General features: G+C 72.3%; 25 protein-coding genes. 14 read left to right on the forward strand and 11 right to left on the reverse strand.

All coding sequences use genetic code 11. The features are described 5' to 3' along the window. The first annotated feature begins 273 nt into the window (after window positions 1-273). From ACLIN4_RS08005 to tyrS, 3 genes are all read left to right on the forward strand, one after another. Window positions 274-1,797: a TldD/PmbA family protein gene (locus tag ACLIN4_RS08005; protein WP_289909631.1), complete on the forward strand. Its 1,524-nt coding sequence runs from the start codon at window positions 274-276 to the stop codon at window positions 1,795-1,797. Continuing rightward, window positions 1,794-3,191, forward strand: a complete 1,398-nt coding sequence (locus ACLIN4_RS08010) for a metallopeptidase TldD-related protein (protein WP_411575616.1) — start codon at window positions 1,794-1,796, stop codon at window positions 3,189-3,191. The genes ACLIN4_RS08005 and ACLIN4_RS08010 overlap by 4 nt, the downstream gene beginning before the upstream one ends. Window positions 3,192-3,252: 61 nt before the next feature. Further along, complete coding sequence (tyrS, locus tag ACLIN4_RS08015) at window positions 3,253-4,521, forward strand: tyrosine--tRNA ligase (protein WP_107480401.1); 1,269 nt, start codon at window positions 3,253-3,255, stop codon at window positions 4,519-4,521. Window positions 4,522-4,623: 102 nt separating this feature from the next. Here tyrS and ACLIN4_RS08020 read toward each other — a convergent pair whose 3' ends face one another. Next, window positions 4,624-4,905, reverse strand: a complete 282-nt coding sequence (locus ACLIN4_RS08020; protein WP_100044940.1) for a GlsB/YeaQ/YmgE family stress response membrane protein — start codon at window positions 4,903-4,905, stop codon at window positions 4,624-4,626. 262 nt (window positions 4,906-5,167) lie between these two features. On the opposite strand from ACLIN4_RS08020, the gene ACLIN4_RS08025 reads away from it, so the two are divergent. Beyond that, entirely contained in the window at window positions 5,168-5,566 is a 399-nt protein-coding gene (locus ACLIN4_RS08025; protein ID WP_179342804.1) for a DUF3099 domain-containing protein, read from the forward strand. A gap of 210 nt (window positions 5,567-5,776) precedes the next feature. Further along, on the forward strand, window positions 5,777-5,998 hold the full coding sequence (locus ACLIN4_RS08030; RefSeq protein WP_107480399.1) for a hypothetical protein: 222 nt from the start codon (window positions 5,777-5,779) through the stop codon (window positions 5,996-5,998). A 7-nt stretch (window positions 5,999-6,005) separates the two neighbouring features. Here the strand turns inward: ACLIN4_RS08030 and moaA are convergent, their stop codons facing one another. The 3 genes from moaA to ACLIN4_RS08045 form a co-directional block, all read right to left on the reverse strand. Next, a complete protein-coding gene (moaA, locus tag ACLIN4_RS08035; RefSeq protein ID WP_307653017.1) occupies window positions 6,006-6,995 on the reverse strand; it encodes a GTP 3',8-cyclase MoaA in 990 nt (329 codons plus the stop codon). A gap of 157 nt (window positions 6,996-7,152) precedes the next feature. Further along, a complete protein-coding gene (locus tag ACLIN4_RS08040) occupies window positions 7,153-8,787 on the reverse strand; it encodes a solute symporter family protein (RefSeq protein WP_100044943.1) in 1,635 nt (544 codons plus the stop codon). Next, the gene (locus ACLIN4_RS08045; protein WP_219186393.1) at window positions 8,784-9,140 is read right to left on the reverse strand and encodes a DUF485 domain-containing protein; all 357 of its coding nucleotides are present in this window, start codon (window positions 9,138-9,140) and stop codon (window positions 8,784-8,786) included. The genes ACLIN4_RS08040 and ACLIN4_RS08045 overlap by 4 nt, the downstream gene beginning before the upstream one ends. A 265-nt stretch (window positions 9,141-9,405) precedes the next feature. Here ACLIN4_RS08045 and ACLIN4_RS08050 point away from each other — a divergent pair, with 265 nt between their 5' ends. From ACLIN4_RS08050 to ACLIN4_RS08085, 8 genes are all read left to right on the forward strand, one after another. Continuing rightward, window positions 9,406-10,980 carry a S8 family peptidase gene (locus ACLIN4_RS08050; protein ID WP_290014593.1) on the forward strand — a complete coding sequence of 525 codons (1,575 nt, stop codon included), beginning with the start codon at window positions 9,406-9,408 and terminating at the stop codon, window positions 10,978-10,980. Between the two features lie 86 nt (window positions 10,981-11,066). Further along, window positions 11,067-12,587 (forward strand): S8 family peptidase, encoded by a 1,521-nt coding sequence (locus ACLIN4_RS08055; RefSeq protein ID WP_107478909.1) that lies wholly within the window; start codon window positions 11,067-11,069, stop codon window positions 12,585-12,587. Window positions 12,588-12,864: 277 nt separating this feature from the next. Beyond that, window positions 12,865-13,872 carry a CopD family protein gene (locus tag ACLIN4_RS08060; RefSeq protein ID WP_107478908.1) on the forward strand — a complete coding sequence of 336 codons (1,008 nt, stop codon included), beginning with the start codon at window positions 12,865-12,867 and terminating at the stop codon, window positions 13,870-13,872. Window positions 13,873-13,985: 113 nt separating this feature from the next. Further along, complete coding sequence (locus tag ACLIN4_RS08065) at window positions 13,986-14,978, forward strand: DEDDh family exonuclease (protein WP_289909649.1); 993 nt, start codon at window positions 13,986-13,988, stop codon at window positions 14,976-14,978. Window positions 14,979-15,084: 106 nt separating this feature from the next. After that, the gene (locus tag ACLIN4_RS08070; protein WP_071528763.1) at window positions 15,085-15,318 is read left to right on the forward strand and encodes a hypothetical protein; all 234 of its coding nucleotides are present in this window, start codon (window positions 15,085-15,087) and stop codon (window positions 15,316-15,318) included. Window positions 15,319-15,463: 145 nt separating this feature from the next. Continuing rightward, complete coding sequence (locus ACLIN4_RS08075) at window positions 15,464-16,255, forward strand: SURF1 family protein (RefSeq protein WP_179350221.1); 792 nt, start codon at window positions 15,464-15,466, stop codon at window positions 16,253-16,255. A gap of 63 nt (window positions 16,256-16,318) precedes the next feature. Then, window positions 16,319-18,106 carry a glycoside hydrolase family 15 protein gene (locus ACLIN4_RS08080; RefSeq protein ID WP_307653013.1) on the forward strand — a complete coding sequence of 596 codons (1,788 nt, stop codon included), beginning with the start codon at window positions 16,319-16,321 and terminating at the stop codon, window positions 18,104-18,106. A 5-nt stretch (window positions 18,107-18,111) separates the two neighbouring features. Beyond that, window positions 18,112-18,867, forward strand: coding sequence for an SDR family oxidoreductase (locus tag ACLIN4_RS08085; protein WP_107478906.1), 756 nt, complete (start codon window positions 18,112-18,114; stop codon window positions 18,865-18,867). A 104-nt stretch (window positions 18,868-18,971) separates the two neighbouring features. Here the strand turns inward: ACLIN4_RS08085 and amaP are convergent, their stop codons facing one another. The 5 genes from amaP to ACLIN4_RS08110 are packed head-to-tail and all read right to left on the reverse strand — an operon-like array spanning window position 18,972 to window position 21,279. After that, window positions 18,972-19,559 (reverse strand): alkaline shock response membrane anchor protein AmaP, encoded by a 588-nt coding sequence (amaP, locus tag ACLIN4_RS08090; RefSeq protein ID WP_411575617.1) that lies wholly within the window; start codon window positions 19,557-19,559, stop codon window positions 18,972-18,974. Beyond that, the gene (locus tag ACLIN4_RS08095) at window positions 19,556-20,221 is read right to left on the reverse strand and encodes a DUF6286 domain-containing protein (protein ID WP_290014587.1); all 666 of its coding nucleotides are present in this window, start codon (window positions 20,219-20,221) and stop codon (window positions 19,556-19,558) included. Before ACLIN4_RS08095 ends, amaP begins: the two co-directional genes overlap by 4 nt. Further along, window positions 20,218-20,601 carry a hypothetical protein gene (locus ACLIN4_RS08100; protein WP_107478903.1) on the reverse strand — a complete coding sequence of 128 codons (384 nt, stop codon included), beginning with the start codon at window positions 20,599-20,601 and terminating at the stop codon, window positions 20,218-20,220. The genes ACLIN4_RS08095 and ACLIN4_RS08100 overlap by 4 nt, the downstream gene beginning before the upstream one ends. Further along, complete coding sequence (locus tag ACLIN4_RS08105; protein ID WP_019329346.1) at window positions 20,598-20,783, reverse strand: hypothetical protein; 186 nt, start codon at window positions 20,781-20,783, stop codon at window positions 20,598-20,600. Before ACLIN4_RS08105 ends, ACLIN4_RS08100 begins: the two co-directional genes overlap by 4 nt. Window positions 20,784-20,811: 28 nt before the next feature. Then, entirely contained in the window at window positions 20,812-21,279 is a 468-nt protein-coding gene (locus ACLIN4_RS08110; protein ID WP_107478902.1) for an Asp23/Gls24 family envelope stress response protein, read from the reverse strand. 88 nt (window positions 21,280-21,367) lie between these two features. On the opposite strand from ACLIN4_RS08110, the gene ACLIN4_RS08115 reads away from it, so the two are divergent. Next, complete coding sequence (locus ACLIN4_RS08115; RefSeq protein ID WP_411575618.1) at window positions 21,368-22,117, forward strand: nucleopolyhedrovirus P10 family protein; 750 nt, start codon at window positions 21,368-21,370, stop codon at window positions 22,115-22,117. Window positions 22,118-22,152: 35 nt separating this feature from the next. Here ACLIN4_RS08115 and ACLIN4_RS08120 read toward each other — a convergent pair whose 3' ends face one another. Next, window positions 22,153-22,956 (reverse strand): enoyl-CoA hydratase/isomerase family protein, encoded by an 804-nt coding sequence (locus ACLIN4_RS08120; protein WP_289909662.1) that lies wholly within the window; start codon window positions 22,954-22,956, stop codon window positions 22,153-22,155. A 158-nt stretch (window positions 22,957-23,114) separates the two neighbouring features. Then, the gene (locus ACLIN4_RS08125) at window positions 23,115-23,336 is read right to left on the reverse strand and encodes a helix-turn-helix domain-containing protein (protein WP_003976983.1); all 222 of its coding nucleotides are present in this window, start codon (window positions 23,334-23,336) and stop codon (window positions 23,115-23,117) included. Between the last annotated feature and the right edge of the window lie 260 nt (window positions 23,337-23,596).

The raw sequence follows: 23,596 nt of genomic DNA on the forward strand, positions 1-23,596 counted from the left end.
GGATCACCCTTTCAGTAGCGGTCTGACACACCCGCCCGGACCCGTGGAGAGCAGGCGGCTTCCTCGGAAACCTATCGGTCGGGGAGCGGCCGGGGACATTCGGGCACCGACAGTGGCTCACGGGAGTGACTGTCGGATCCCTACAGAACCGTGCGCGGGCCGGAGGGAAACCTCTGGTCCGGGGGCGGGATGGGCGACATGATCGGAGCGACCACGGGCCTCCACGGCCCGGTCCGCCCCGAACCGCCTCCACGTCGACAGAAAGAGACGCAGGTGCCTCATAGCATCGACGAAGCCTTCACGGCACTCCCCCTACGCGCCCTCGCCGACGCCGCCCTCGCCCGCGCGCGTGCCCTCGGCGCCGAGCACGCCGACTTCCGGCTGGAACGGGTGCGCAACGCCTCCTGGCGCCTGAGGGACGCCAAGCCCGCCGGGTCCTCGGACACCACCGACCTCGGGTACGCGGTGCGCGTGGTGCACGGCGGCACCTGGGGCTTCGCGTCCGGCGTGGACCTCACCATGGACGCCGCCGCCCGGGTCGCCTCGCAGGCGGTGGCGATGGCGAAGCTGTCCGCACAGGTGATCAAGGCGGCCGGGTCGGACGAGAGGGTGGAGCTGGCCGACGAGCCCGTGCACGCCGACAAGACCTGGATCTCGGCGTACGAGATCGACCCCTTCACCGTGCCCGACGCTCAGAAGTCGGCCCTGCTGGCCGACTGGAGCGCGCGGCTGCTGGCGGCGGACGGGGTCGATCACGTCGACGCCTCGCTGCTCACCGTGCACGAGAACAAGTTCTACGCCGACACCGCCGGGACCGTGACCACGCAGCAGCGGGTGCGGCTGCACCCGGTGCTGACCGCCGTGTCCGTGGACGACTCCAGCGGCGAGTTCGACTCCATGCGCACCCTGGCGCCGCCCGCCGGGCGGGGCTGGGAGTACCTGACCGGCACCGGCTGGGACTGGGACGCCGAGCTGGCCCGGATCCCGGAGCTGCTGGCCGAGAAGATGCGGGCGCCGAGTGTCGAGGCGGGTCTGTACGACCTGGTCGTGGACCCGTCCAACCTGTGGCTGACCATCCACGAGTCCATCGGGCACGCCACCGAGCTGGACCGCGCCCTCGGCTACGAGGCCGCCTACGCCGGCACCTCCTTCGCCACCTTCGACCAGCTGGGCAAGCTGCGCTACGGCTCGGAGCTGATGAACGTCACCGGCGACCGCACCGCCGAGCACGGGCTGGCGACCATCGGGTACGACGACGAGGGCGTCGCGGGCCAGTCCTGGGACCTGGTGAAGAACGGGACGCTGGTGGGCTACCAGCTGGACCGGCGGATCGCGCGGCTCACCGGGTTCGAGCGGTCCAACGGGTGCGCCTACGCCGACTCCCCCGCCCACGTGCCGGTGCAGCGCATGGCCAACGTTTCGCTGCGGCCGGATCCCGGCGGGCTGTCCACGGAGGACCTGATCGGGGGCGTGGAGCGCGGGATCTACGTCGTCGGGGACCGGTCCTGGTCGATCGACATGCAGCGCTACAACTTCCAGTTCACCGGTCAGCGGTTCTTCCGGATCGAGAACGGGCGGCTCGCCGGTCAGCTGCGGGACGTGGCGTACCAGGCGACGACCACCGACTTCTGGGGGTCCATGGCGGCCGTCGGCGGGCCGCAGACGTACGTCCTGGGCGGCGCCTTCAACTGCGGCAAGGCCCAGCCGGGGCAGGTCGCAGCCGTCTCGCACGGCTGCCCGTCGGCCCTCTTCAAGGGAGTCAACATTCTGAACACCACGCAGGAGGCGGGTCGATGAGCGCGCGCACGAGCAGGCCGCACGAGATCGTCGACCGGGCGCTGGAACTGTCCCGCGCCGACGGCTGCGTCGTGATCGCCGACGAGGAGTCCACCGCCAACCTGCGCTGGGCGGGCAACGCGCTCACCACCAACGGCGTCACGCGCGGGCGCACGCTCACCGTCGTCGCCACCGTGGACGGCCGGGAGGGCACGGCCTCGGGGGTCGTGTCGCGCTCGGCCGTGACCGTGGACGAGCTGGAGCCCCTGGTGCGGGCCGCGGAGGCCGCCGCGCGCGGCGCCGGGCCGGCCGAGGACGCGCAGCCGCTGGTCGCGGGCGTGCCCGCCTCGCCCGACTTCACCGACGGGCCCGCGGAGACGTCGTCGGCCGTGTTCGCGGACTTCGCGCCGGCCCTCGGGGAGGCCTTCGCCCGCGCGCGTGCGGGCGGCCGGGAGCTGTACGGGTTCGCCAACCACGAGATGACGTCGACGTACGTGGGGACGTCCACCGGGCTCAGGCTCCGCCACGACCAGCCCAACGGGACGCTGGAGCTGAACGCGAAATCGCCGGACCGCACCCGGTCGGCGTGGGCGGGCCGGGCGACGCGGGACTTCAAGGACGTCGACCCGGCGGCGCTCGACGCCGAGCTGGCCGTGCGGCTGGGCTGGGCCGAGCGGCGCGTGGAGCTGCCCGCCGGACGGTACGAGACGCTGCTGCCGCCGACCGCGGTCGCCGACCTGCTGATCTACCAGTTCTGGTCGGCGTCGGGACGGGACGCGGCCGAGGGCCGCACGGTGTTCTCGAAGCCGGGCGGCGGCACGCGCGTGGGCGAGCGGCTCGGCGAGCTGCCGCTGACGATGCGCAGCGATCCGCACGAGCCGGGTCTGGAGTGCGCGCCCTTCGTCGTCGCGCACTCGTCCGGCGGCGACCAGTCGGTGTTCGACAACGGGCTGCCGGTGGCGGCGACCGACTGGATCCGCGCGGGTGAGCTGCACCGGCTGGCGACCACCCGGCACAGCGCCGGGCTGACCGGGCTGCCGGTTGCCCCGGCGATCGGCAACCTGGTCCTGGACGGCGGCGACCCCGACCGGTCCCTGGAGGAGATGGTCGCCGGCACCTCGCGCGGGCTGCTGCTCACCTGCCTCTGGTACATCCGCGAGGTCGACCCGGCGACGCTGCTGCTGACCGGGCTCACCCGGGACGGCGTCTACCTCGTCGAGGACGGCGAGGTGGTCGGCGAGGTGAACAACTTCCGGTTCAACGAGTCGCCGGTGAGTCTGCTGGGCCGGGCCACGGAGGCGGGGCGTACGGAGAAGACGCTGCCCAGGGAGTGGGGCGACTGGTTCACCAGGGCCGCGATGCCGGCGCTGCGGGTCCCCGATTTCAATATGAGCTCTGTCAGTCAGGGCGTATAACCTCGTAGGCGGCTGTCACCCGACTGCCGAAGATCATGATCATGTAGGAGACACGAGAACCGTGACGGACATCGTCGACGAGCTGAAGTGGCGTGGGCTGTTCGCCCAGTCCACCGATGAGGATGCTTTGCGCAAGGCGCTCGCGGACGGTCCCGTCACGTTCTATTGCGGTTTCGACCCGACCGCGCCGTCCCTGCACGTCGGGCACCTGGTGCAGGTGCTCACCGTGCGCCGGCTCCAGCAGGCCGGTCACCGGCCGCTGGCGCTGGTCGGCGGCGCGACGGGCCAGATCGGCGACCCGCGTCCCACCGCCGAGCGCACGCTGAACTCGCCGGAGACCGTCGCGGGCTGGGTCGAGCGGCTGCGCGGCCAGATCGAGCCGTTCCTGTCCTTCGAGGGCGAGAACGCGGCCCTGATGGTCAACAACCTCGACTGGACCGAGGGCCTGTCCGCGATCGAGTTCCTGCGGGACATCGGCAAGCACTTCCGGGTCAACAAGATGCTGACCAAGGACTCCGTCGCCCGCCGCCTGGAGTCCTCCGAGGGGATCAGCTACACGGAGTTCAGCTACCAGCTGCTCCAGGCCATGGACTTTCTCCAGCTCTACCGGAGGTACGGCTGCACGCTCCAGGGCGGCGGCAGCGACCAGTGGGGCAACCTGACGGCCGGCCTCGACCTGCTGCACCGCCTGGAGCCGGACGCCACCGTCCACGCCTACGCGACGCCGCTGATGACCAAGGCGGACGGCACCAAGTTCGGCAAGACCGAGGGCGGCGCCGTCTGGCTCGACCCGGAGATGACCACGCCGTACGCGTTCTACCAGTTCTGGCTGAACGCGGACGACCGGGACATCTCGAAGTACATGCGCATCCTGTCCTTCCGCTCCCGCGAGGAGCTGGAGGAGCTGGAGCGGCAGACCGAGGAGCGTCCGCAGGCCCGGGCCGCGCAACGCGCGCTGGCCGAGGAGCTGACGACGCTGGTGCACGGCGCCGACCAGACGGCCGCCGTGATCGCCGCGTCCAAGGCCCTCTTCGGCCAGGGCGACCTGGCGGAGCTCGACGAGCGGACGCTGGCCGCGGCCCTCTCCGAGCTGCCGCACGTCCGGGTCGCCGAGCCGGCTCCGGTCGTCGACCTGTTCGCCGAGGTCGGCCTGGTCGCCAGCAAGTCCGCCGCGCGCCGCACGGTGAAGGAGGGCGGCGCCTACGTGAACAACGTCAAGGTCGCCGGCGAGGACGCCGTCCCCGCCCGGGAGGACCTGCTGCACGGGCGCTGGCTGGTGCTGCGCCGCGGCAAGAAGAACCTGGCCGCGGTCGAGGTCACCGGCGCCTGAGCGCACGCGACAGGGGCGGTCTCCGGTGCCGTGCGGCTGCCGGAGACCGCCCCTCGCCGTGCAGGTCGCCGCGCGGGTCCCGTCGTACGGGGTCCGCGCGGGTCAGGCCCGTTCGCGTCGCCTGTTGCCCCGCACCGCCATGTAGATCGCGTCGCCGACGGCGACGATGACGATCGCGGCCACCAGCTGGAACACGTGCCGCCACCAGTCGATGCCGGAGGTCGCGTCCACGCCGGCCGCCCGGGCGATCGCGTTGCCGGCGATGGCGCCCAGCATGCCGAAGATGGTGGTCAGCCACAGGGGACTGTGCTGCTTCCCGGGAATGATCGCCTTGGCGATCAGACCGAGCACGAATCCGACGATGATCGCCCACAACCAGCCCATGGCTGCCTCCTCATTCGGCTCCAAGCGAGCAGTACCGCCAGTCTTCGGCCGTACCGCGTACGACGCATGGCGGGTACGGCCGAATGGGGTACCGCCCCACGCGGTGCGGCGCAGGCCCTGCGGGCGGACCGGAGGGTGCCCCGGTCTCGTGGACGGCGCAGGCGCGGCGTAACGTGGAGAGTTGTCCGGGACCGGAGTCCCCGTGCGGCCACGGACGGGAACGGGGCGGGGAGAGTCCGATGCGGGCGGATGGTGGAACCAGATGCGGAAGCAGAGTGCCGGCGGCAAGGCCGAGGTTTTCCGGATCACCGGGGCCCGGACGGGCCTCCAGGAGGATGTGCGCGGCCGGCAGCGCCGCTACATCATCTCGATGTCGATCCGTACCCTGTCGGTGGTCCTCGCGGCCTGCCTGTGGAACGTGGAACGGCACGTGGCGATCGTGGCCCTGGTCCTCGGTGCCGTCCTGCCGTACATCGCCGTGGTGATCGCCAACGCCGGGCGCGAGAACGCGCCATCGTTGCCCTCGACGTTCGTGACGATGCCGACGGCTCCGATGATCACGCCGCCGCGCGCCGACGACGGCCCGGCGGAATCCGACCCGGAGGGCACCGCGTCCGGACCGGCGCGGGACCGGGCCGGTGAGCCGCACGCCCGGTCGTGACCCAGGGCGCTCGGCGGGGCGGACGTCGATTCCTCGCCAGGCCGAAGAAATGCTCAGATGAATCATGTGGTTCCGGTGCCGGGTGGCGGGTGACCCGTGACATACTTCGTACGCGCTCCGCATCCCCCGTCGGAGCGACGGACCGACGCCGGGCAGCTCCCCCCGTGGCTGCTCGGCGTCGCCTTGTGTGTGGACCTGTGAGACGAACCTGTGAGTGACGAGACCGCCCCCATCTGCTCCGCCAAGGGCTGCCGCACCGCCGCCGTGTGGGTGCTGGCATGGAACAACCCGAAGATCCACACGCCTCAGCGGCGCAAGACGTGGATCGCGTGCGACGAGCACCGGGAGCACCTGTCGCAGTTCCTCGGAGTGCGGGGCTTCCTGAAGGACGTGGTCCCGCTGGACGAGTGGGAAGCCCCCGCCGACTCCTAGGCGTGCCCTATCCCCCGATCGCCGACATCGGCCGGTCGGGCTGTACGAAGGTCGGGTCGTCGAGGCCGGCGCCGGCCTTCTTGCCCCACATGGCCAGCCGCCAGATGCGGGCGATCTCCTCGTCGGCGGCGCCGGAGCGCAGCGCGGCCCGCAGGTCGGTCTCCTCGGTGGCGAACAGACAGGTGCGCACCTGTCCGTCGGCGGTCAGGCGGGTGCGGTCGCAGGCCGAGCAGAACGGGCGGGTGACGGAGGCGATGACGCCGACCCGGTGCGGGCCGCCGTCGACGAGCCAGCGCTCGGCGGGGGCCGAGCCACGCTCCTCGGAACCCTCCGCGGTCAGCTCGAAGCGGGTGCGCAGGGAGGCCAGGATGTCACCCGCGGTGACCATGCCCTCGCGCTTCCAGCCGTGCTGGGCGTCCAGGGGCATCTGCTCGATGAAGCGCAGCTCGTAGTCGTGCTCGACGGCCCAGGCGAGCAGGTCGGGGGCCTCGTCGTCGTTGAACCCCGGCATCAGGACCGAGTTGACCTTGACCGGGGTCAGACCGGCCTCGCGGGCCGCCTCCAGGCCCTCCAGGACGTCCTTGTGGCGGTCCCGGCGGGTGAGGGTCTTGAAGACGTCCGGGCGCAGGGTGTCCAGCGAGACGTTGACCCGGTCCAGGCCCGCGGTCTTCAGGGCCGTCGCCGTGCGCCTGAGGCCGATGCCGTTGGTGGTGAGGGACATCTGGGGGCGCGGCTCCAGGGCGGCGACACGCTCCACGATGCCGACGAGACCGGGGCGCAGCAGGGGCTCGCCGCCGGTGAAGCGGACCTCCTCGATGCCGAGGGAGGCGACCGCGATGTCGATGAGGCGGACGATCTCGTCGTCCGTGAGCAGGTCGGGCTTGGCCAGCCACTGGAGGCCCTCTTCGGGCATGCAGTAGGTGCAGCGCAGATTGCAGCGGTCGGTCAGCGAGACCCTCAGGTCGGTGGCCACTCGGCCGTAGGTGTCGATGAGCACGTGGGCCCCCTCCCTCGACGCGGATCGGCGGAGCACTTATCTCCTCCGACACTGCGAGCCTACGTGACGGGTCCGACATCGACAGCGGGCCGATCCCTACGACGTACGGCGCGGCCCCGTCGTAGGGATCTACGACGGGGCCGCGCGCGGGGTGGGATCAGTGGGCGCCGGTGCCGGTCAGGGACCGGACCTCCAGCTCCGCGTACTTCGCCTTGTCGGGCTCCTCCTTCGACAGGACCGTGCCGAGCCAGCCCATGAAGAAGCCGAACGGGATGGAGATGATGCCCGGGTTCTTCAGCGGGAACCAGGCGAAGTCCACGTCGGGGAACATCGCCTTCGGGTCGCCGGAGACCACGGGCGAGAACAGCACCAGGCCGACGGCGACGATCAGACCGCCGTAGATCGACCACAGGGCTCCCTGGGTGGTGAACCGCTTCCAGAAGAGGCTGTAGAGGATGGTCGGCAGGTTCGCGGACGCGGCGACCGCGAAGGCCAGGGCGACCAGGCCGGCCACGTTCAGGTCGCGGGCGAGGGCGCCGAGCGCGATGGAGACCACGCCGATGAAGACGGTCGCCCAGCGGGCCGCCCGCATCTCCTCCTTCTCGGTGGCCTGGCCCTTGCGGATGACGTTGGCGTAGATGTCGTGCGCGAAGGACGAGGACGAGGCGAGGGTGAGACCGGCGACCACGGCGAGGATGGTCGCGAAGGCCACCGCCGAGATCGTCGCCAGCAGGATCGCGCCCCAGGCCGAGTCGACGCCGCCCACGTGCAGGGCGAGCAGCGGCGCGGCGGTGTTGCCGGACGCGTTGGACTCGGTGATCTCCTTCGGTCCGACGAGTGCGGCGGCACCGAAGCCGAGCGCGATGGTCATCAGGTAGAAGGCGCCGATGATGCCGATCGCCCAGTTCACGGACTTACGGGCGGCCTTGGCGTTGGGCACCGTGTAGAAGCGGATCAGGATGTGCGGCAGGCCGGCCGTGCCGAGCACCAGGGCGATGCCGAGGGAGATGAAGTCCAGCTTGGTGGTGCCGTTGGCGCCGTACTGGAGCCCGGGCTCCAGGAAGGCGGCGCCGTGGCCGCTCTTCTCGGCGGCGGTGCCCAGCAGGTCGGAGATGTTGAAGTCGAACTTCAGCAGCACCAGGAACGTGATCAGGATGGTGCCGCCGATCAGCAGGACGGCCTTGACCATCTGGACCCAGGTGGTGCCCTTCATGCCGCCGATGGAGACGTACACGATCATCAGGATGCCGACGAGGGCGACGATGAGGATCTTGCCGGCGTCGGAGGTGATGCCGAGCAGCAGGGAGACGAGGATGCCCGCGCCCGCCATCTGGGCCAGCAGGTAGAAGATCGACACGACGATGGTGGACGTGCCGGCGGCGGTGCGCACGGGGCGCTGGCGCATGCGGTAGGCGAGGACGTCGCCCATCGTGTAGCGGCCGGAGTTCCTGAGCGGCTCGGCGACCAGGAGCAGGGCGACCAGCCAGGCGACCAGGAAGCCGATGGAGTAGAGGAAGCCGTCGTATCCGAAGAGGGCGATGGCACCCGCGATGCCGAGGAAGGACGCGGCCGACATGTAGTCGCCGGAGACGGCGAGTCCGTTCTGGAAGGCGCTGAAGGACCGGCCGCCCGCGTAGAAGTCGGCGGCGTCCTTGGTCTGGCGGCCGGCCCAGACGGTGATGCCGAGCGTGGCGAGGACGAAGAGGGCGAAGAGGGTGATGATGAGCGGCCGGTGCTCGCTGGCCTCGTTGGCGGCGAGCTCGGCGGCGAGAACGGTCTGTGCGGGGCTCATGCGCCGCCCTCCATCCGGGACTTGATGGCCTCGGCCTTGGGGTCGAGCTTCGCGGCGGCGTGCCGCGAGTACCACCAGGCGATGAGGAACGTGGTGACGAACTGGGCGATGCCGAAGACGAAGGCGACGTTGATGTTGCCGAAGAGCTTGGTGCCCATGAAGCCGCCGGCGTAGTTCGACAGCAGCACGTACAGCAGGTACCAGGCGACGAACGCGATCGTCAGCGGGAAGGCGAAGGAGCGGAAGGAGCGGCGCAGTTCGCCGAACTCAGCGCTCTGCTGCACTTCGGAGAACTCCTCGGGTGACGGAAGATGGCGTTCCTCTTTCGAGGGGGGCGGTGCGTCGGTGGCCACGGAGTCTCCTCGTACGACGGACATGACGGCTTGGACCTCGGTGTTCTCACGGGGGCCTGATCGTGCTCGGGCTCCCTGTCCAACGACACGACGCCCCACCGGCACCGGTTCAACCCGCGCCGCACTTTTCGAAGTCACCTGTTGCGGGTCATTGCTGGCCGGCGACCGCGAGGGATAGCTTCACCCTGCACCACTCCGTCATGTACCTGCCCGAGCACCACCCGTGTCTCGGGCCGGTCTCGTTTCCGGATGATGTGGAGACCCCATGGATCATCTGCGTTCCCCGCGTCCTTCGCGGTCGTCGCGTTCCAGACGGCGGCTCGCCCTCGCCGTGCCGGTCGTGCTGTCGCTCACCGCGTCGCTGGGCTTCCTGCCGGCGGCCGCCTCGGCCGCCCCGGGTGCGGACACCGCCCAGGAGGCCGCCCGGACCGCCGGGGCCACGGACGCCCCCGACCTCGCGTACGTGGTCAACACGCGGACGGACCACCGCACGATCGCGTCGGTGCAGCGGGCGATAGCCGAGGCCGACGGCCGCGTCGTCGCCACGTACCGGAAGATAGGCGTGATCGTCGTCCACTCGGCCGACCCGGACTTCGGCAAGGAGATACGCAGGGTCCGCGGGGTGCAGTCCGCGGGCGCGACCCGCACCGCGCCGCTGACCGCCGCCGGGACGACCGACCAGGGCACCGCCGAGACGCTCACCGACGCGCAGGCCGCGCGGACCGCGGAGGCGTCGAAGGCCGCCGGGGCGAGCGAGCCCCTGGAAGCGGACCAGTGGGACCTGCGCGCGATAGGCGCCGACAAGGCCGCGGAGATCAACCCGGGCAGCTCCCGGGTCACCGTCGCCGTGATCGACACCGGCGTCGACGACACCCACCCCGACCTCGCCCCGAACTTCTCCGCCGCCCAGTCCGCAAACTGCGTGGGCGGCAAGGCCGACACCAGCGAGGGCGCCTGGCGGCCGTACACCGCCGACGACTACCACGGCACCCACGTGGCCGGTGAGATAGCCGCCGCCCGCAACGGCATCGGCGTCGCCGGTGTCGCACCGGGCGTGAAGGTCTCCAGCATCAAGGTGAGCGACCCGGACAACGGCCTCTTCTACCCCGAGAACGTCGTCTGCGCCTTCATGTTCGCCGCCGACCACGGCGTGGAGATCACCAACAACAGCTACTACGTGGACCCCTGGCTGTACAACTGCATGGACGACCCGGACCAGCGCGCGATCGTCGACGCGGTCAACCGGGCCCAGCTGTACGCCCAGCGCAAGGGCACCCTGCACCTGGCCTCCGCCGGCAACTCCAACCACGACCTGGACTCCGACGCCATCGTCGACGACTCCAGCCCCGACGACTCCACGCCGGTGACGCGGACCATCGACCCGCACGAGTGCTTCGACGTGCCGACCCAGCTGCCCGGCATCGTCACGGTCAGCGCCACGGGCGTCGACAAGGAGAAGTCCTACTACTCCTCGTACGGCGAGGGTGTCGTGGACGTCGCGGCGCCGGGCGGCGACGGGCGCTACCAGATCCCGGACACGCCCTCGAAGAACGGCCGCATCCTGTCGACCATGCCGAACAACGAGTACGGCTGGCTCCAGGGCACCTCGATGGCCTCCCCGCACGCCTCGGGCGTCGCCGCGCTGCTGAAGTCGGAGCACCCCTGGGCGTCCCCGGCGCAGCTCCAGCGGCTGCTGAAGGCGCAGGCGGACAACCCCGGCTGCCCGGCCTCCTACGACCAGGACGGCGACGGCGCCGAGGACGCCGGCTGCGAGGGCGGCGAGCGGGTCAACGGCTTCTACGGCTACGGCATCGTCGACGCGCTGCGCGCGGTGAAGTGACCCGCCCGCACGCCGCTCGTCCCGGGCCGCACACCTCCCTTCCTCCGTCACGCACCGGTCGCACGAACGAACTGGAGACACCGCACATGACCGCTCCCCACCCGCGTCACCGCCGCGCCCTCGCGATCCCGGCCGGTATGGCCGTGGCCGCTTCGCTGGCGTTCCTGCCGGGCGTCCCGGCCTCCGCCGCCGAGGCCGCTCCCACGCTCCCGGCGGACTCGTCGTCCTCGATGAGCTACGTCGTCAACGTCCGCGCCGGGCACGGCCCTTCGGCACACGTGAAGCGGGAGATAGCCAAGGCCGGCGGCACGATCGTGACGTCGTACGACCGGATCGGCGTGGTCGTCGTCCACTCCGCGAACCCGGACTTCGCCGAGACCGTCCGCAAGGTGCGCGGCGTGCAGTCGGCCGGCGCCACCCGCACCGCGCCGCTGCCGTCGGCCGCCACCACCGACACCGGCGCGCCGAAGGTCCTCAGCGGCGAGGAGATCGCCGCCGCCGAGGCCGCCGAGGGCCAGGACCCGCTGCAGGGCCTCCAGTGGGACCTGCCCGCCATCAAGGCGGACAAGGCGCACGAGAAGTCGCTGGGCAGCGAGAAGGTGACCGTCGCGGTCATCGACACGGGCGTGGACGACACCCACCCGGACATCGCCCCGAACTTCGACCGGGACGCCTCCGTCAACTGCGTCTCCGGCAAGCCGGACACCACCGACGGCGCCTGGCGGCCGAGCGCGGCCGAGAGCCCGCACGGCACGCACGTGGCCGGTGAGATCGCGGCCGCCAAGAACGGCGTCGGCATGACCGGCGTGGCGCCCGGGGTGAAGGTCTCCGGCATCAAGGTGTCCAACCCCGACGGCTTCTTCTACACCGAGGCCGTGGTCTGCGGCTTCATGTGGGCGGCCGAGCACGACGTGGACGTGACCAACAACAGCTATTACACCGACCCCTGGTACTTCAACTGCAAGAACGACCCGGACCAGAAGGCGCTGGTCGAGGCCGTCACCCGGGCGTCGCGGTACGCGGAGAAGAAGGGCGCGGTCAACGTCGCCGCGGCCGGCAACGAGAACTACGACCTCTCCTCCGACGAGATCACCGACCCGTCCTCCCCGAACGACACCACGCCCGGCGACCGGGTCGTCGACCCGTCCGAGTGCCTGGACATCCCGACCCAGCTGCCCGGCGTCGTGACCGTCGCCTCGACCGGCGCCAAGGGCCTCAAGTCGTCCTTCTCCAACCACGGTCTGGGCGTCGTCGACATCGCCGCGCCCGGCGGCGACTCGACGGCCTACCAGAAGCCCGAACCGCCCGCCACCAGCGGTCTGATCCTGGGCACGCTGCCCGGCGGCAAGTGGGGCTACATGGCCGGCACGTCGATGGCGTCCCCGCACGTCGCGGGCGTGGCCGCCCTGATCAAGTCGACGCACCCGCACGCCTCCCCGGCCATGGTCAAGGCCCTGCTGTACGCCCAGGCCGACGCCACCGCGTGCACCAAGCCGTACGACATCGACGGCGACGGCAAGGTCGACGCGGTGTGCGAGGGCTCGAAGAACCGCAACGGCTTCTACGGCTGGGGCATGGCCGACGCGCTGGACGCGGTGACCTGGTAACCGGCGCTCCGGTGGCCGCGACGGTCACCACGCGCTCGTGAGGCGGGCCGGGGGTTCTCTCCCGGCCCGCCTCGTGCGTGCGGCGAGGTTCCCGCACCCCTGAGCATCCGACCGGCAGGTGACGGACGCCGCGCGGTGAGTGTGACGCGTCACTCACCCGCTTCCGGCGATCCCCGAACCGTACGGCGGCCGAAAACGTCCTCATGTGCGGAATGCCGGACCGCCAGTTGTTTTCCGGAACTTGCCCGGATCTGGGGGAGCTGGTGAAGATCTCGAGGTGACCTTGACAAGACCCCCGTCCCGGACCACCGGCACCGGACGGCACGCGCGGCCCTCCGGCACCGGCCGGGCCGTGGCCGTGCTCGTGCTGGTGGTGCTGGCCGCGCTGATACCCGTCCTCGGCCCGTCCCCCGCCCTGCACGGCACCGGGGAGGCCGAGGCACCCGGCACCGGCGGCATAGCCCTGCTGCGCACGGTGCTCTTCGCCGCGCTGAGCGTCTCGCTCGGCGAACTCTTCGTGAACCGGCTCGCCAAGTCGCTCCCCGGCGCTCCCCCGGAACGCCCCCGCACCTGGTCCGCGTACGCGAGCGCCGCCGGCTTCGTCGCCGCTCTGGGCCTGGCGTCGGTCGTGGCCACGGGCAATCTGGTGCCGGACAGCGTCGCCGACATCGACGTGGGCGGCCTCTACTCGTCCCGCGACGGCAAACTCGCGCTCCTGGAGGTCAACGGGTTCCTCGCGGCCGGCCTGTGCGCCACCTCCCGCCGGCCGGGCCTCCAGGTCTGGCCGCTGGCCGCGGTGATCGTCGCGGAGGCGCTGCGCGCGCACCCGACGACCGAGTACAGCCCGCTGCTCGGGTCGGGCCTGACCCTCGTCCACCTGACGTGCGCCTCGCTGTGGGTGGGCGGCCTGCTGTACGCGCTGCGGACCCTGCGCGCATGGCGGGACACCGGGGCCGGCCCGGCCCTGCTGGGGCTCTACGCGCGCGTGGCGGTGGTTCTGCTCGCCGCCATCACGGCGACCGGCGTGTGCAGTTCGCTGCGCCGGATGCCGCCGGGCACGATCGTGGACCAGCTGACGGACACGGCGTACGGACGGGTCCTGCTCGCCAAGGTGATCCTCATGGTCGCCGTGGCCGCTCTCGCCCTGTGGGCCAGGGTCCGGCTGAGCCGTGCGGCCGACCCGCTGACCGCCTGCTCCCCCGCGCGCGCGGAGGTCGCCGTCCTCGGTGTCGTGGTCGCGGTGTCCGGACTGCTGACGGCCCTTCCGGTACCGATCCGGTGGTGAGCCCCGCAACTTCCGCTCCCGGCCGGTCGCTTGACGGAGGAACCGTTTTGCCGCGGCGCCGCGCGGCACCTGCCTGACCCGAGTGTCGGTCGCGGCCCGTATCCTCATGGACCATGCTCGAAGACCGCACGACCGCAGCGCCGTCCGCCACGGCGTGGCCGACCGCGTATCCGCAGGGATACGCGGTCGTCGACGTGGAGACCACCGGCCTGGCCCGCGACGACCGCATCATCTCCGCGGCCGTCTACCGCCTGGACGCCCGCGGCGAGGTCGAGGACCACTGGTACACCCTGGTCAATCCGGAGCGGGACCCGGGCCCGGTGTGGATACACGGTCTGACGAGCGAGGTGCTCCGGGACGCGCCCCTCTTCCCGGACGTCGCCGAGGAGTTCGCGGCCCGCCTCGACGGACGGGTGCTCGTGGCGCACAACGCCGTCTTCGACTGGCAGATGATCGCCCGCGAGTACGCCCGCGCCGAGCGTGCGGCGCCGGTGCGGCAGCGGCTGTGCACCATCGCGCTCTCCAAGGCGCTGGACCTCCCGCTGCCCAACCACAAGCTGGAGTCGCTGGCCGCCCACTTCGGGGTCGTGCAGCAGCGGGCGCACCACGCGCTGGACGACGCGCGGGTGCTGGCGGAGGCGTTCCGGCCGAGCCTGCTCGCCGCGGCGGCGGGCGGTCTGCGGCTGCCGCTGCACGAGTGCCGGCCGCTGACCGAGTGGTCGGACGCGCCCGCACCCCGGATCGGACGGCAGGCCGGTTACGGCGGCTACCGGCCGACCAGTTGGCGCCCCTCCCGCAAAAGGCCCGCATGCCCGTATCCCAACCCGGGCCGGTACGAAGAGGGCAAAAGGCTCAAGCAGGGCATGCGGGTCGCCTTCTCGGGTGATACCTCGGTCGAGCGGGACCTGCTGGAGGACCGCGCGACCGAGGCCGGCCTGCACGTGGCCACCAGCCTGTCCCGGCTGACCAGCCTCCTGGTCACCAACGACCCGGACTCGGGCACGTCCAAGGTGGTCAAGGCACGCCAGTACGGCACGCCGGTGGTGGACGAGGCGGCCTTCGGGCAGCTCCTGCGGGACGTCGAGCCCGCGGACGCCGAGCCGTGAACCGAGCCGTGCGGGAACCGCGGTCGAGCCGTACGGACGGGTGATTCCGGGCGACTCGCCCGGCACCCGCTCGCCCGCGTCGCGGTGACGGCTCACCCTGTGGCGCATGGCGACATGTGAAGTCTGCGGCAACAACTACGGAATGACCTTCGAGGTCCACGCCCAGGGAGCGGTGCACGTCTTCGACTGCTTCTCCTGCGCGATCCACCGGATGGCCCCCATCTGCGAGCACTGCCGGGTGCAGATCATCGGCCAGGGCGTCGAGGTCGAGGGCCACTGGTACTGCGGCGCCCACTGCGCCCGCGCGGAGGGGAGGGCGGGGATCGTCGACAAGGTCTGAGCGGTTCGCGTGACCGCCTGGCGAACGGCTCTCTGACGTCTGCGCCGCGCCGTGAATGTCGAACGTGCTCCCCGCCGACGCGGGGCCACGGCCCTCGCGGGGACCTCCCCGCGAGGGCCGATCGCGGTCGAGGTACCGTCGATGCGTGTACCGCTTCCTCCTTTCCCGCCAGTGGGTGATCCTCACGCTGGTCGCCGTGCTGCTCATCCCCACGATGATCTGGCTGGGCTTCTGGCAGATGGGCCGCTACGAGGAACGCACCGCCCGCAACGACCTGGTCGCGCAGGCGCTCGACGCGGCGCCGGTGCCCGCCGAGTCGCTGACCGCCCCCGGCAAGAAGATCACGTCGCGTGAGCGGTACCGCACCGTCACCGCGAAGGGGCACTTCGACGCGGACCGCGAGGTCGTCGTCCGCCGCCGCACCGACTCCGACGACAACATCGGCTACCACGTGCTGACCCCGTTCGTGCTGAACGACGGCAGGATCCTGCTGGTCAACCGGGGCTGGATCCCCGCGGACGGCCCGAGCCAGACCGCGTTCCCCGAGGTTCCCGCGCCGCCCCGGGGAGAGATCACCGTCACCGGGCGGCTCATGCCCGACGAGACGACCGAAGCGAGCGGCATCAAGGACCTCGAGGGCCTGCCGGACCGGCAGATCATGCTCATCAACAGTGAGCAGCAGGCCGAGCGCCTGGACGCCCCGGTCCTCGGCGGATACGTCGTCCTGATCGAGCCGGAGCCGAAGGGCGACACCCCGGAGCGGATCGGCAGGCCCGGCAACGAGGACGCCGCGCTGAACTTCGCGTACGCCATCCAGTGGTGGCTGTTCGCCGCCGCCGTACCGGTCGGCTGGTGGTTCCTGGTCCGCCGCGAGAAGCGCGATCGTGAGGCCGCCGAGGACGTGGAGCCGGCGCAGCCGGAGCCCGCGGCGGTGTAGCCGCCCGGCGGAGCGCGCGAACGGAGCCGATTGCTCCGCTCCTCGTCGGGAAGACGGAATCCCGTGCACCCCCGTATCGAGGACTACGCGCTCATCGGCGACGAGCAGACCGCGGCCCTGGTCGGCACGGACGGCTCCGTGGACTGGCTCTGTCTGCCCCGCTTCGACTCCGCCGCCTGCTTCGCCAGGCTGCTCGGCGACGAGGACAACGGCCACTGGCGTATCGCCCCCGAGGGGGCGGAGCGCTGCACCCGGCGCGCCTACCGGCCGGACACCCTGGTCCTGGACACCGAGTGGGAGACCGAGGACGGCGCGGTACGGGTCACCGACTTCATGCCCCAGCGCGACCGCGCCCCCGACCTCGTACGCGTCGTGGAGGGCCTGCGCGGCGAGGTCACCGTGCACAGCGTGCTGCGGCTGCGCTTCGACTACGGCTCGGTCGTGCCCTGGGTGCGCCGGGCCGACGGCCACCGGATCGCGGTCGCCGGGCCGGACTCGGCGTGGCTGCGCAGCGAACCGGAGGTGCGCAGCTGGGGCAAGGACTTCGGGACGCACGCGGAGTTCACCGTCGCCGAGGGCGAGAAGGTCGCGTTCGTCCTCACCTGGCACCCCTCGCACGAACCCCGCCCCGCACTGGTCGACCCGTTCATCGCCCTGGAGCACAGCATCGAGGACTGGCGGGCCTGGGCCGCGCACTGCCGCTACGACGGTCCGCACCGGGACGCCGTGGTCCGCTCGCTGATCACCCTCAAGGCGCTCACCTACAAGCCCACCGGCGGCATCGTGGCGGCGCCGACCACGTCGCTGCCCGAGGAGCCGGGCGGCGTACGCAACTGGGACTACCGCTTCTGCTGGCTGCGGGACTCCACCCTCACCCTGGGCGCCCTGCTGTCGGCCGGGTACCTGGAGGAGGCCGAGGCCTGGCGCGACTGGCTGCTGCGCGCGGTCGCGGGGAATCCCGCCGACCTGCAGATCATGTACGGCCTGGCGGGTGAGCGGCGGCTGCCGGAGTTCGAGCTGCCGTGGCTCTCCGGCTTCGCCGGGTCCACGCCCGTACGGGTCGGCAACGACGCCGTGAACCAGCTCCAGCTGGACGTGTACGGCGAGGTCATGGACTCCCTTTCGCTGGCCCGGCTGGCGGGCATGCACCCGCAGCCGCAGATGTGGGAGCTGCAGTGCGCCCTGATGGACTTCCTGGCCACGGCGTGGCGCGAGCCCGACGAGGGGCTGTGGGAGGTGCGCGGCGGGCGCCGGCAGTTCGTGCACTCGAAGGTGATGACGTGGGTGGCGCTGGACCGGGCCGTGCGCACGCTGGAGGAGCACCCGGAACTGAGCGGCGGTGATCCGGACGGCTGGCGCGAGCTGCGCGACGAGGTGCACCGGGAGGTGTGCGAGAAGGGCTACGACCCGGAGCGCAACACCTTCACCCAGTCCTACGGCTCGCGTGAGCTGGACGCCTCGCTGCTGCTGATCCCGCGCGTGGGGTTCCTGCCGCCGGACGACCCCCGGGTCGTCGGGACGGTCGACGCGATCGGCGCGGAGCTGACCCGGGACGGCCTCGTGCGCCGGTACAGCACCGAGGGGGACCCCGTCGACGGGCTGCCGGGCGGCGAGGGGACCTTCCTGGTGTGCTCGTTCTGGTACGCGGACGCGCTGCACGCCACCGGTCGCGCGAAGGAGGCCCGGGAGCTGTTCGAACGGCTGGTGGGGCTCGCCAACGACGTGGGACTGCTGGCCGAGGAGTACGACCCGGTCTCCGGCCGCCAGCTCGGCAACTTCCCGCAGGCGTTCAGCCACATCGGCCTGGTGAACACCGCCCTCGCGCTGTTCGGGGACGAGCGGGCAGGATAGGGACCATGGATCTTGGACTGAAGGACCGGGTGTACGTCGTCACGGGAGCCACCCGGGGGCTGGGCAACGCCGCCGCGCGCGAGCTGGTCGCCGACGGTGCGAAGGTGGTCCTCACGGGGCGGGACGAGAAGACGGCCGCGGAGGCGGCCTCGGCACTGGGCCCCCACGCGGTGGGAGTGGCCGCCGACAACGCCGATCCCCAGGCCGCCGACCGGCTGATCGCCACCGCCCGTGAGCGCTTCGGCCGCTTCGACGGCGTACTGATCAGCGTGGGCGGGCCGCCGCCCGGGTTCGTCGCCGACAACACCGACGACCAGTGGCAGGCGGCTTTCGAGTCGGTGTTCCTGGGCGCGGTGCGGCTGGCCCGGACGGCGGCGGCCGAACTGGAGGACGGCGGTGTCATCGGCTTCGTGCTGTCGGGCTCGGTGCACGAGCCGATCCCCGGCCTGACCATCTCCAACGGCCTGCGGCCCGGCCTGGCGGGCTTCGCCAAGTCCCTCGCCGACGAACTGGGCCCGCGCGGCATCCGCGTCGTCGGCCTGCTGCCCGGTCGCATCGACACCGACCGGGTGCGCGAGCTGGACGGCATGTCCGCCGACCCGGAGGCGACCAGGGCGGCGGCCGAGTCCCGCGTCCCGCTGCGCCGCTACGGCGCCCCGGAGGAGTTCGGCCGGGCGGCGGCGTTCCTGCTGTCCCCCGCGGCTTCCTACGTCACGGGCGTGATGCTGCCGGTGGACGGCGGGGTACGGCACGGGTTCTAGCTGGACGGCACCGTTCGGATCCGGCCGGCCCCGCCCGGCCCGGCCGGATCCGAACGACACCGCCCGCCCGGCGGCGAGGACGGGGCCGCCGCCTCCGCGGGCGGTCAGCTGACCCGCTCGGCCCCGTGCTTGACGCCCCGCAGCTGGACCTCGGCCGGGAGGGCCGCGAGGTTCGCCGAGGTGCGGGCATGGGTCAGGGCGTGGGCGGTGAGGTCGCCCAGGGCGGTGCCGGGGTCCACGTGGGGGGCCAGGAGAAGACGGACGCGGGCCGCCGGTGAGGCGCGGCGGCCGGTGAGCCGGACCTTGGCCCGCTCGACGCCGTCCACGCGGTCCGCCTCCTGGGCGATGACAGCCTCCAGGGCCCGGCCGCGCAGCACCGCTCCCTCGCCGTCACCGGTGTCCACGAGCACCTCGGTGAGCCGGCGGCGACGCAGCACGGCCATCACCCACCACAGGGCGAGCAGCAGTACCACGGCGAGCACGGCGATGACGACCGGCCACCACCAGCCCGCCTCCCGCCACCGGGTCCGCTCGACGGTGCTGAGCAGCACGTCGTGCGGCCCCTGGTGCAGCCACCAGGAGGGCGCGGGGGCGCCGAAACCGATGGCCAGCACCGAGCCGCCGAGGGCGAGCAGGATGAGGCCCACCAGTCCCAGCAGCACACGGTCGACGGTCCTGAGCACCGCCCTCACCCCTTCCTTCCGGGACGCGCCACCCTGACGGACACGGCGGGCGGCCGGGCCAGCCCCAGCCCGCGCACCGCGTCGTCGAGCACGCCGTCCAGGTCGGTCCGTACGTCGTCCAGCTCCCGGAAGTGGGACAGCGCGCGCACGCGGGCCTTGCGCCGGCGCATCCGCACGCGTGCCGACTGCACCCCGGCGACCTCCATGGCCCGGTCGCGCAGCACCGTGGCGGCGGCGTCCCGGTGGAGGCCGGCGCGGACGTCCGGGAGGGTGCGTCGCATCGGCAGCACCTTGCGCAGGCCGGGGGTGAGGGCGAGGACGAGCAGCCAGAGCCCGAGGGCCGCGGCGACTCCCGCGCCGACCAGGACCCACGTGTCGTCGAGGGGCCGCTCGGCGAGCTGCCGGGCCAGTTCGCGGCGCGGGGCGAGGGCGGAGCGACCGGTGCGCACGGCGGCGATGTCGTAGAGGAAGGCTCCCGCGAGGAGCAGGACCAGCAGGGCGACGATGCCCGCGGGCACGCGGCGCGCGGACCAGAAGCGGCCAGCCGGTCCGCCTGCGGTGTCGGGGCCGGGCGGTCGCGCGGAGCCGCCGCCGGGTGCCTCCTGCTCGGTGCCGGGCTCCATGACGGGCAGCCGCCGGGTGCTGCCCTCCGTGCCCTGGGGTTCGCTCATCGCGTCCTCCCCTGCCTCGCGCCGTACTCCGCCGCCAGGTGCAGCCGCTCCACCTGGACGACGACCTCCGGCACCGCCATGCCCACCAACGCGCGTACCCGCTGGACGACTTGGTGACGCACCTGCCCGCAGCGGGCGCCGATGTCGCACGGATAGTCCAGTTCGAGATGGACCCGGACGTGGGCGGTGTCGTGGTGGACGACGACGGTGGCGTACGGGCGTGCCGCGTCCGGGTGGAGCGGGCCGACCGCCTCGCGCGCCGCCCGCGCGGCGACCTTGGCGACGACCCGGTCGGCGATCCGCGTGGCTCCGCGCTCGCCCGGCGGCACGACGGTCAGGGGTTCGAGGAGCTCACCGGCCCCACCGCTCACGCCGGTCACCGCCGCCGGTCGTCGCGGGAGCGGAAGAAGTCACCGAGGTCCATGTCGCCCTCCAGCAGGCGACCCACGACGAACCCGACGGCTCCCAGGGCCGCCACCAGCAGGAAGGCGCCGAAACCGCCGAAATACCCCGCGAAACCCAGCGCCATGCCGGCGATCAGGCCGACCACGGCCATGCTCATGGTGCGCTCCCCTCAGTCCGCGTCCGCGTCACTTGATCCGAGGCTCCGGCTCCTCGTCCTCCTCGTCGGGCAGCTTCACGTCACTGACCGCGATGTTGACCTCGACGACCTCGAGGCCGGTCATCCGCTCCACCGCCGCCACCACGTTCTCCCGCACGTCCCGGGCGACGTCCGAGATCGACACGCCGTACTCCACGACGATCTCGAGATCGAGCGCGGTCTGCTTCTCGCCGACCTCGGCCTTGACGCCGCGGGTCACCCCGGACTTGGTCCCGCCGGGCACCCGGTCGCGCATGGCGCCGAAGGTGCGGGACATGCCGCTGCCCATGGCGTGCACACCGGCGACGTCGCGTGCCGCCATTCCGGTGATCTTCTCCACGACGCCGTCGGCGATGGTGGTGCGGCCCCGCTCACCGGGGGCTCCCCCGCCGCGCCGGACTCCCTGCGTTCGCTGGGCCCCGGTCTCGGGCGTGTCCTTCTCCGTCAGGTCACTCATCGCCGCAGTCCTTTCCCGGTCCGTCCTTCTTCGACCACCGTAAGCAAGGTTGCGCGATCGCGCGCCAGGGATGCGGCAGGCTGGAGGAATGACGACGGCGGACCGGTGGACACGGGCGGTGCGGGAACAGTTGGGGCTAGGCAGGCTGCTGCCGCTGGGCGGGCCGCGGGACGGCGCGTGGATCGCCGAGCGCGCGGTCCGCGAGGTACTGATGGCCGCCGCCGGGGCCGTGGCGGGCGTACGCACGGAAGGTCTGCGCGTGGCGCCCGCCGATCCGGGGGACGCGTGGGAACCGGCCGTGCCGTCACCGCCGAGTGCCCTGCCGCCCGGTCCGCTGCGGGTGACCGCCGACTTCGCGGCGAGGACGGCGGAGCCGCTGCCGGTGGCGGCCGACCGCCTGCGGTCCGCTCTGGCGGCGGCGGCGCACGGGCTGGGCCTGACGGTGACGGACGTGGACCTGCGGGCGACGGCCCTCCTGGACACCGAGCCTGAACCGGCTCCGGAACCGCGGGAGCCTGCTCCGGAGCCGGCATCGGATCCCGGGCCCGGTCCCCGGCCGCGCCCGGGGACCGACCGGGACGAGGGCGACGCGGGCCGTGCGGCCGGCGCGGCGCTGGCCGTTCCGGGCGTGTCCCGGCTGACGGCGACGCTGGGCCGTCCGGTGGACGTCACGGAGCTGCCGCAGGAGTCCGCCCTGCCGCGCCGGCACGTCCGGGTGGAACTGGCGGCGCGTGCGGACCACCGCGCCGTGGAGGTGGCCCGGCGGGTCCGCACGGCGGTGACCGATGCCCTGCCGGACCGGCCGTCGGTGGCGGTACTGGTGACGGCGGTCGACTGACCGGCCCGGCTACCGCGGTGCGTCGCTGGGCCCGGTCACTCCCCGAGACCGGCCAGGTCGCGCAGACGGCGGGCCTGGGCGGCGCGTTCGGCGGCGCGCTGGGCCTCGTAGTCGCGGCCGAGGGCGCCCTGGAGGAGCGCCTTGGTCTCGATGACGGCGTCGCGGGGCGCGGCCAGCACGGCGGAGGCCAGGTCGTGGACGGCGCCGTCGAGCTGGTCCGCGGGCACGGCGAGGTTGGCCAGCCCGGTGTTCACGGCCTCCTCGGCCATGACGAAGCGGCCCGTCGCGCAGATCTCCAGCGCCCGTGCGTAGCCGACGAGGGACACCAGGGGATGCGTGCCCGTCAGGTCCGGCACCAGGCCCAGACTGGTCTCGCGCATGGCGAACTGCACGTCGTCCGCGACAACGCGCAGGTCACAGGCGAGGGCAAGCTGGAAACCCGCCCCGATGGCGTGCCCCCGCACGGCGGCGACGGACAGGATGTCGCTGCGCCGCCACCAGGTGAACGCCTCCTGGTACTCGGCGATGGTCGCGTCCAGCTCGGCGTCGCCGCCCCGTGCGAGGTCGATGAACGACGGCTCGCCGTCGAAGCCCTCGGGCGTGAACGCCTGCCGGTCGAGCCCGGCCGAGAAGGACTTGCCCTCGGCGCGCAGCACCACGACCCGGACGGAACCCGGCAGGAGCCGGCCGGCCTCGGTGAGCGCCCGCCACAGAGCGGGGCTCTGCGCGTTGCGCTTGGCCGGGTTGGTCAGTGTCACCGTCGCGATCGCGTCGTCGACGGTGAGCCGCACGCCGTCCTTGTCGAGTGCGGGACCGGGGTCGTGGGCGGGCGAAGCCATGGGGCGCCTCCGAAAGGTGCGGTCGTCGTCCCCGTCGTACGCCGGCTGGCTCGCCTACGACGACAGGGCTAAGTGACTGCACAGTAACCACCCGGACGGTCCGACGACCGACCGGGTGACCACCTTCACTTTCGAAAGCCGAGGGGTCGCCCGGAGCGTCAGGCCGATGTGGCCTTCTTGCCCCGGGTAGCCCCGCCACGCCCTCGGAGCGTGACGCCCGACTCACTGAGCATGCGGTGCACGAAGCCATACGAGCGGCCGGTTTCCTCGGCCAACGCCCGGATGCTTGCACCGGCGTCGTACTTCTTCTTCAGGTCTGCCGCGAGCTTGTCGCGCGCGGCGCCGGTCACCCGGCTGCCCTTCTTCAGAGTCTCGGCCACCCGTGCCTCCTCATGGGAAGTGCGCTCTGGTCTCCTCATGATCACCCCTCCCGGGCCACATGGCCACCCATTCGGCAAGGTCGATGAGACAAGGTTGTGACGACAGGAGCGGGTCCCCACATACGGAATGCGGGATTCCAGCGAATCGGGTCCGTACACCCGAACGGGTTTCCCGGCGAAGTGCCAGGTCAGAAAGGAGAAGCGGCCGGCCCCCGGCGATGGGGGGTCCGGCCGCGAAATCCGTGTAGGACACACCTCGT

The sequence above is a fragment of the Streptomyces mutabilis genome (assembly GCF_046628145.1).
Classification (GTDB): domain Bacteria; phylum Actinomycetota; class Actinomycetes; order Streptomycetales; family Streptomycetaceae; genus Streptomyces; species Streptomyces mutabilis.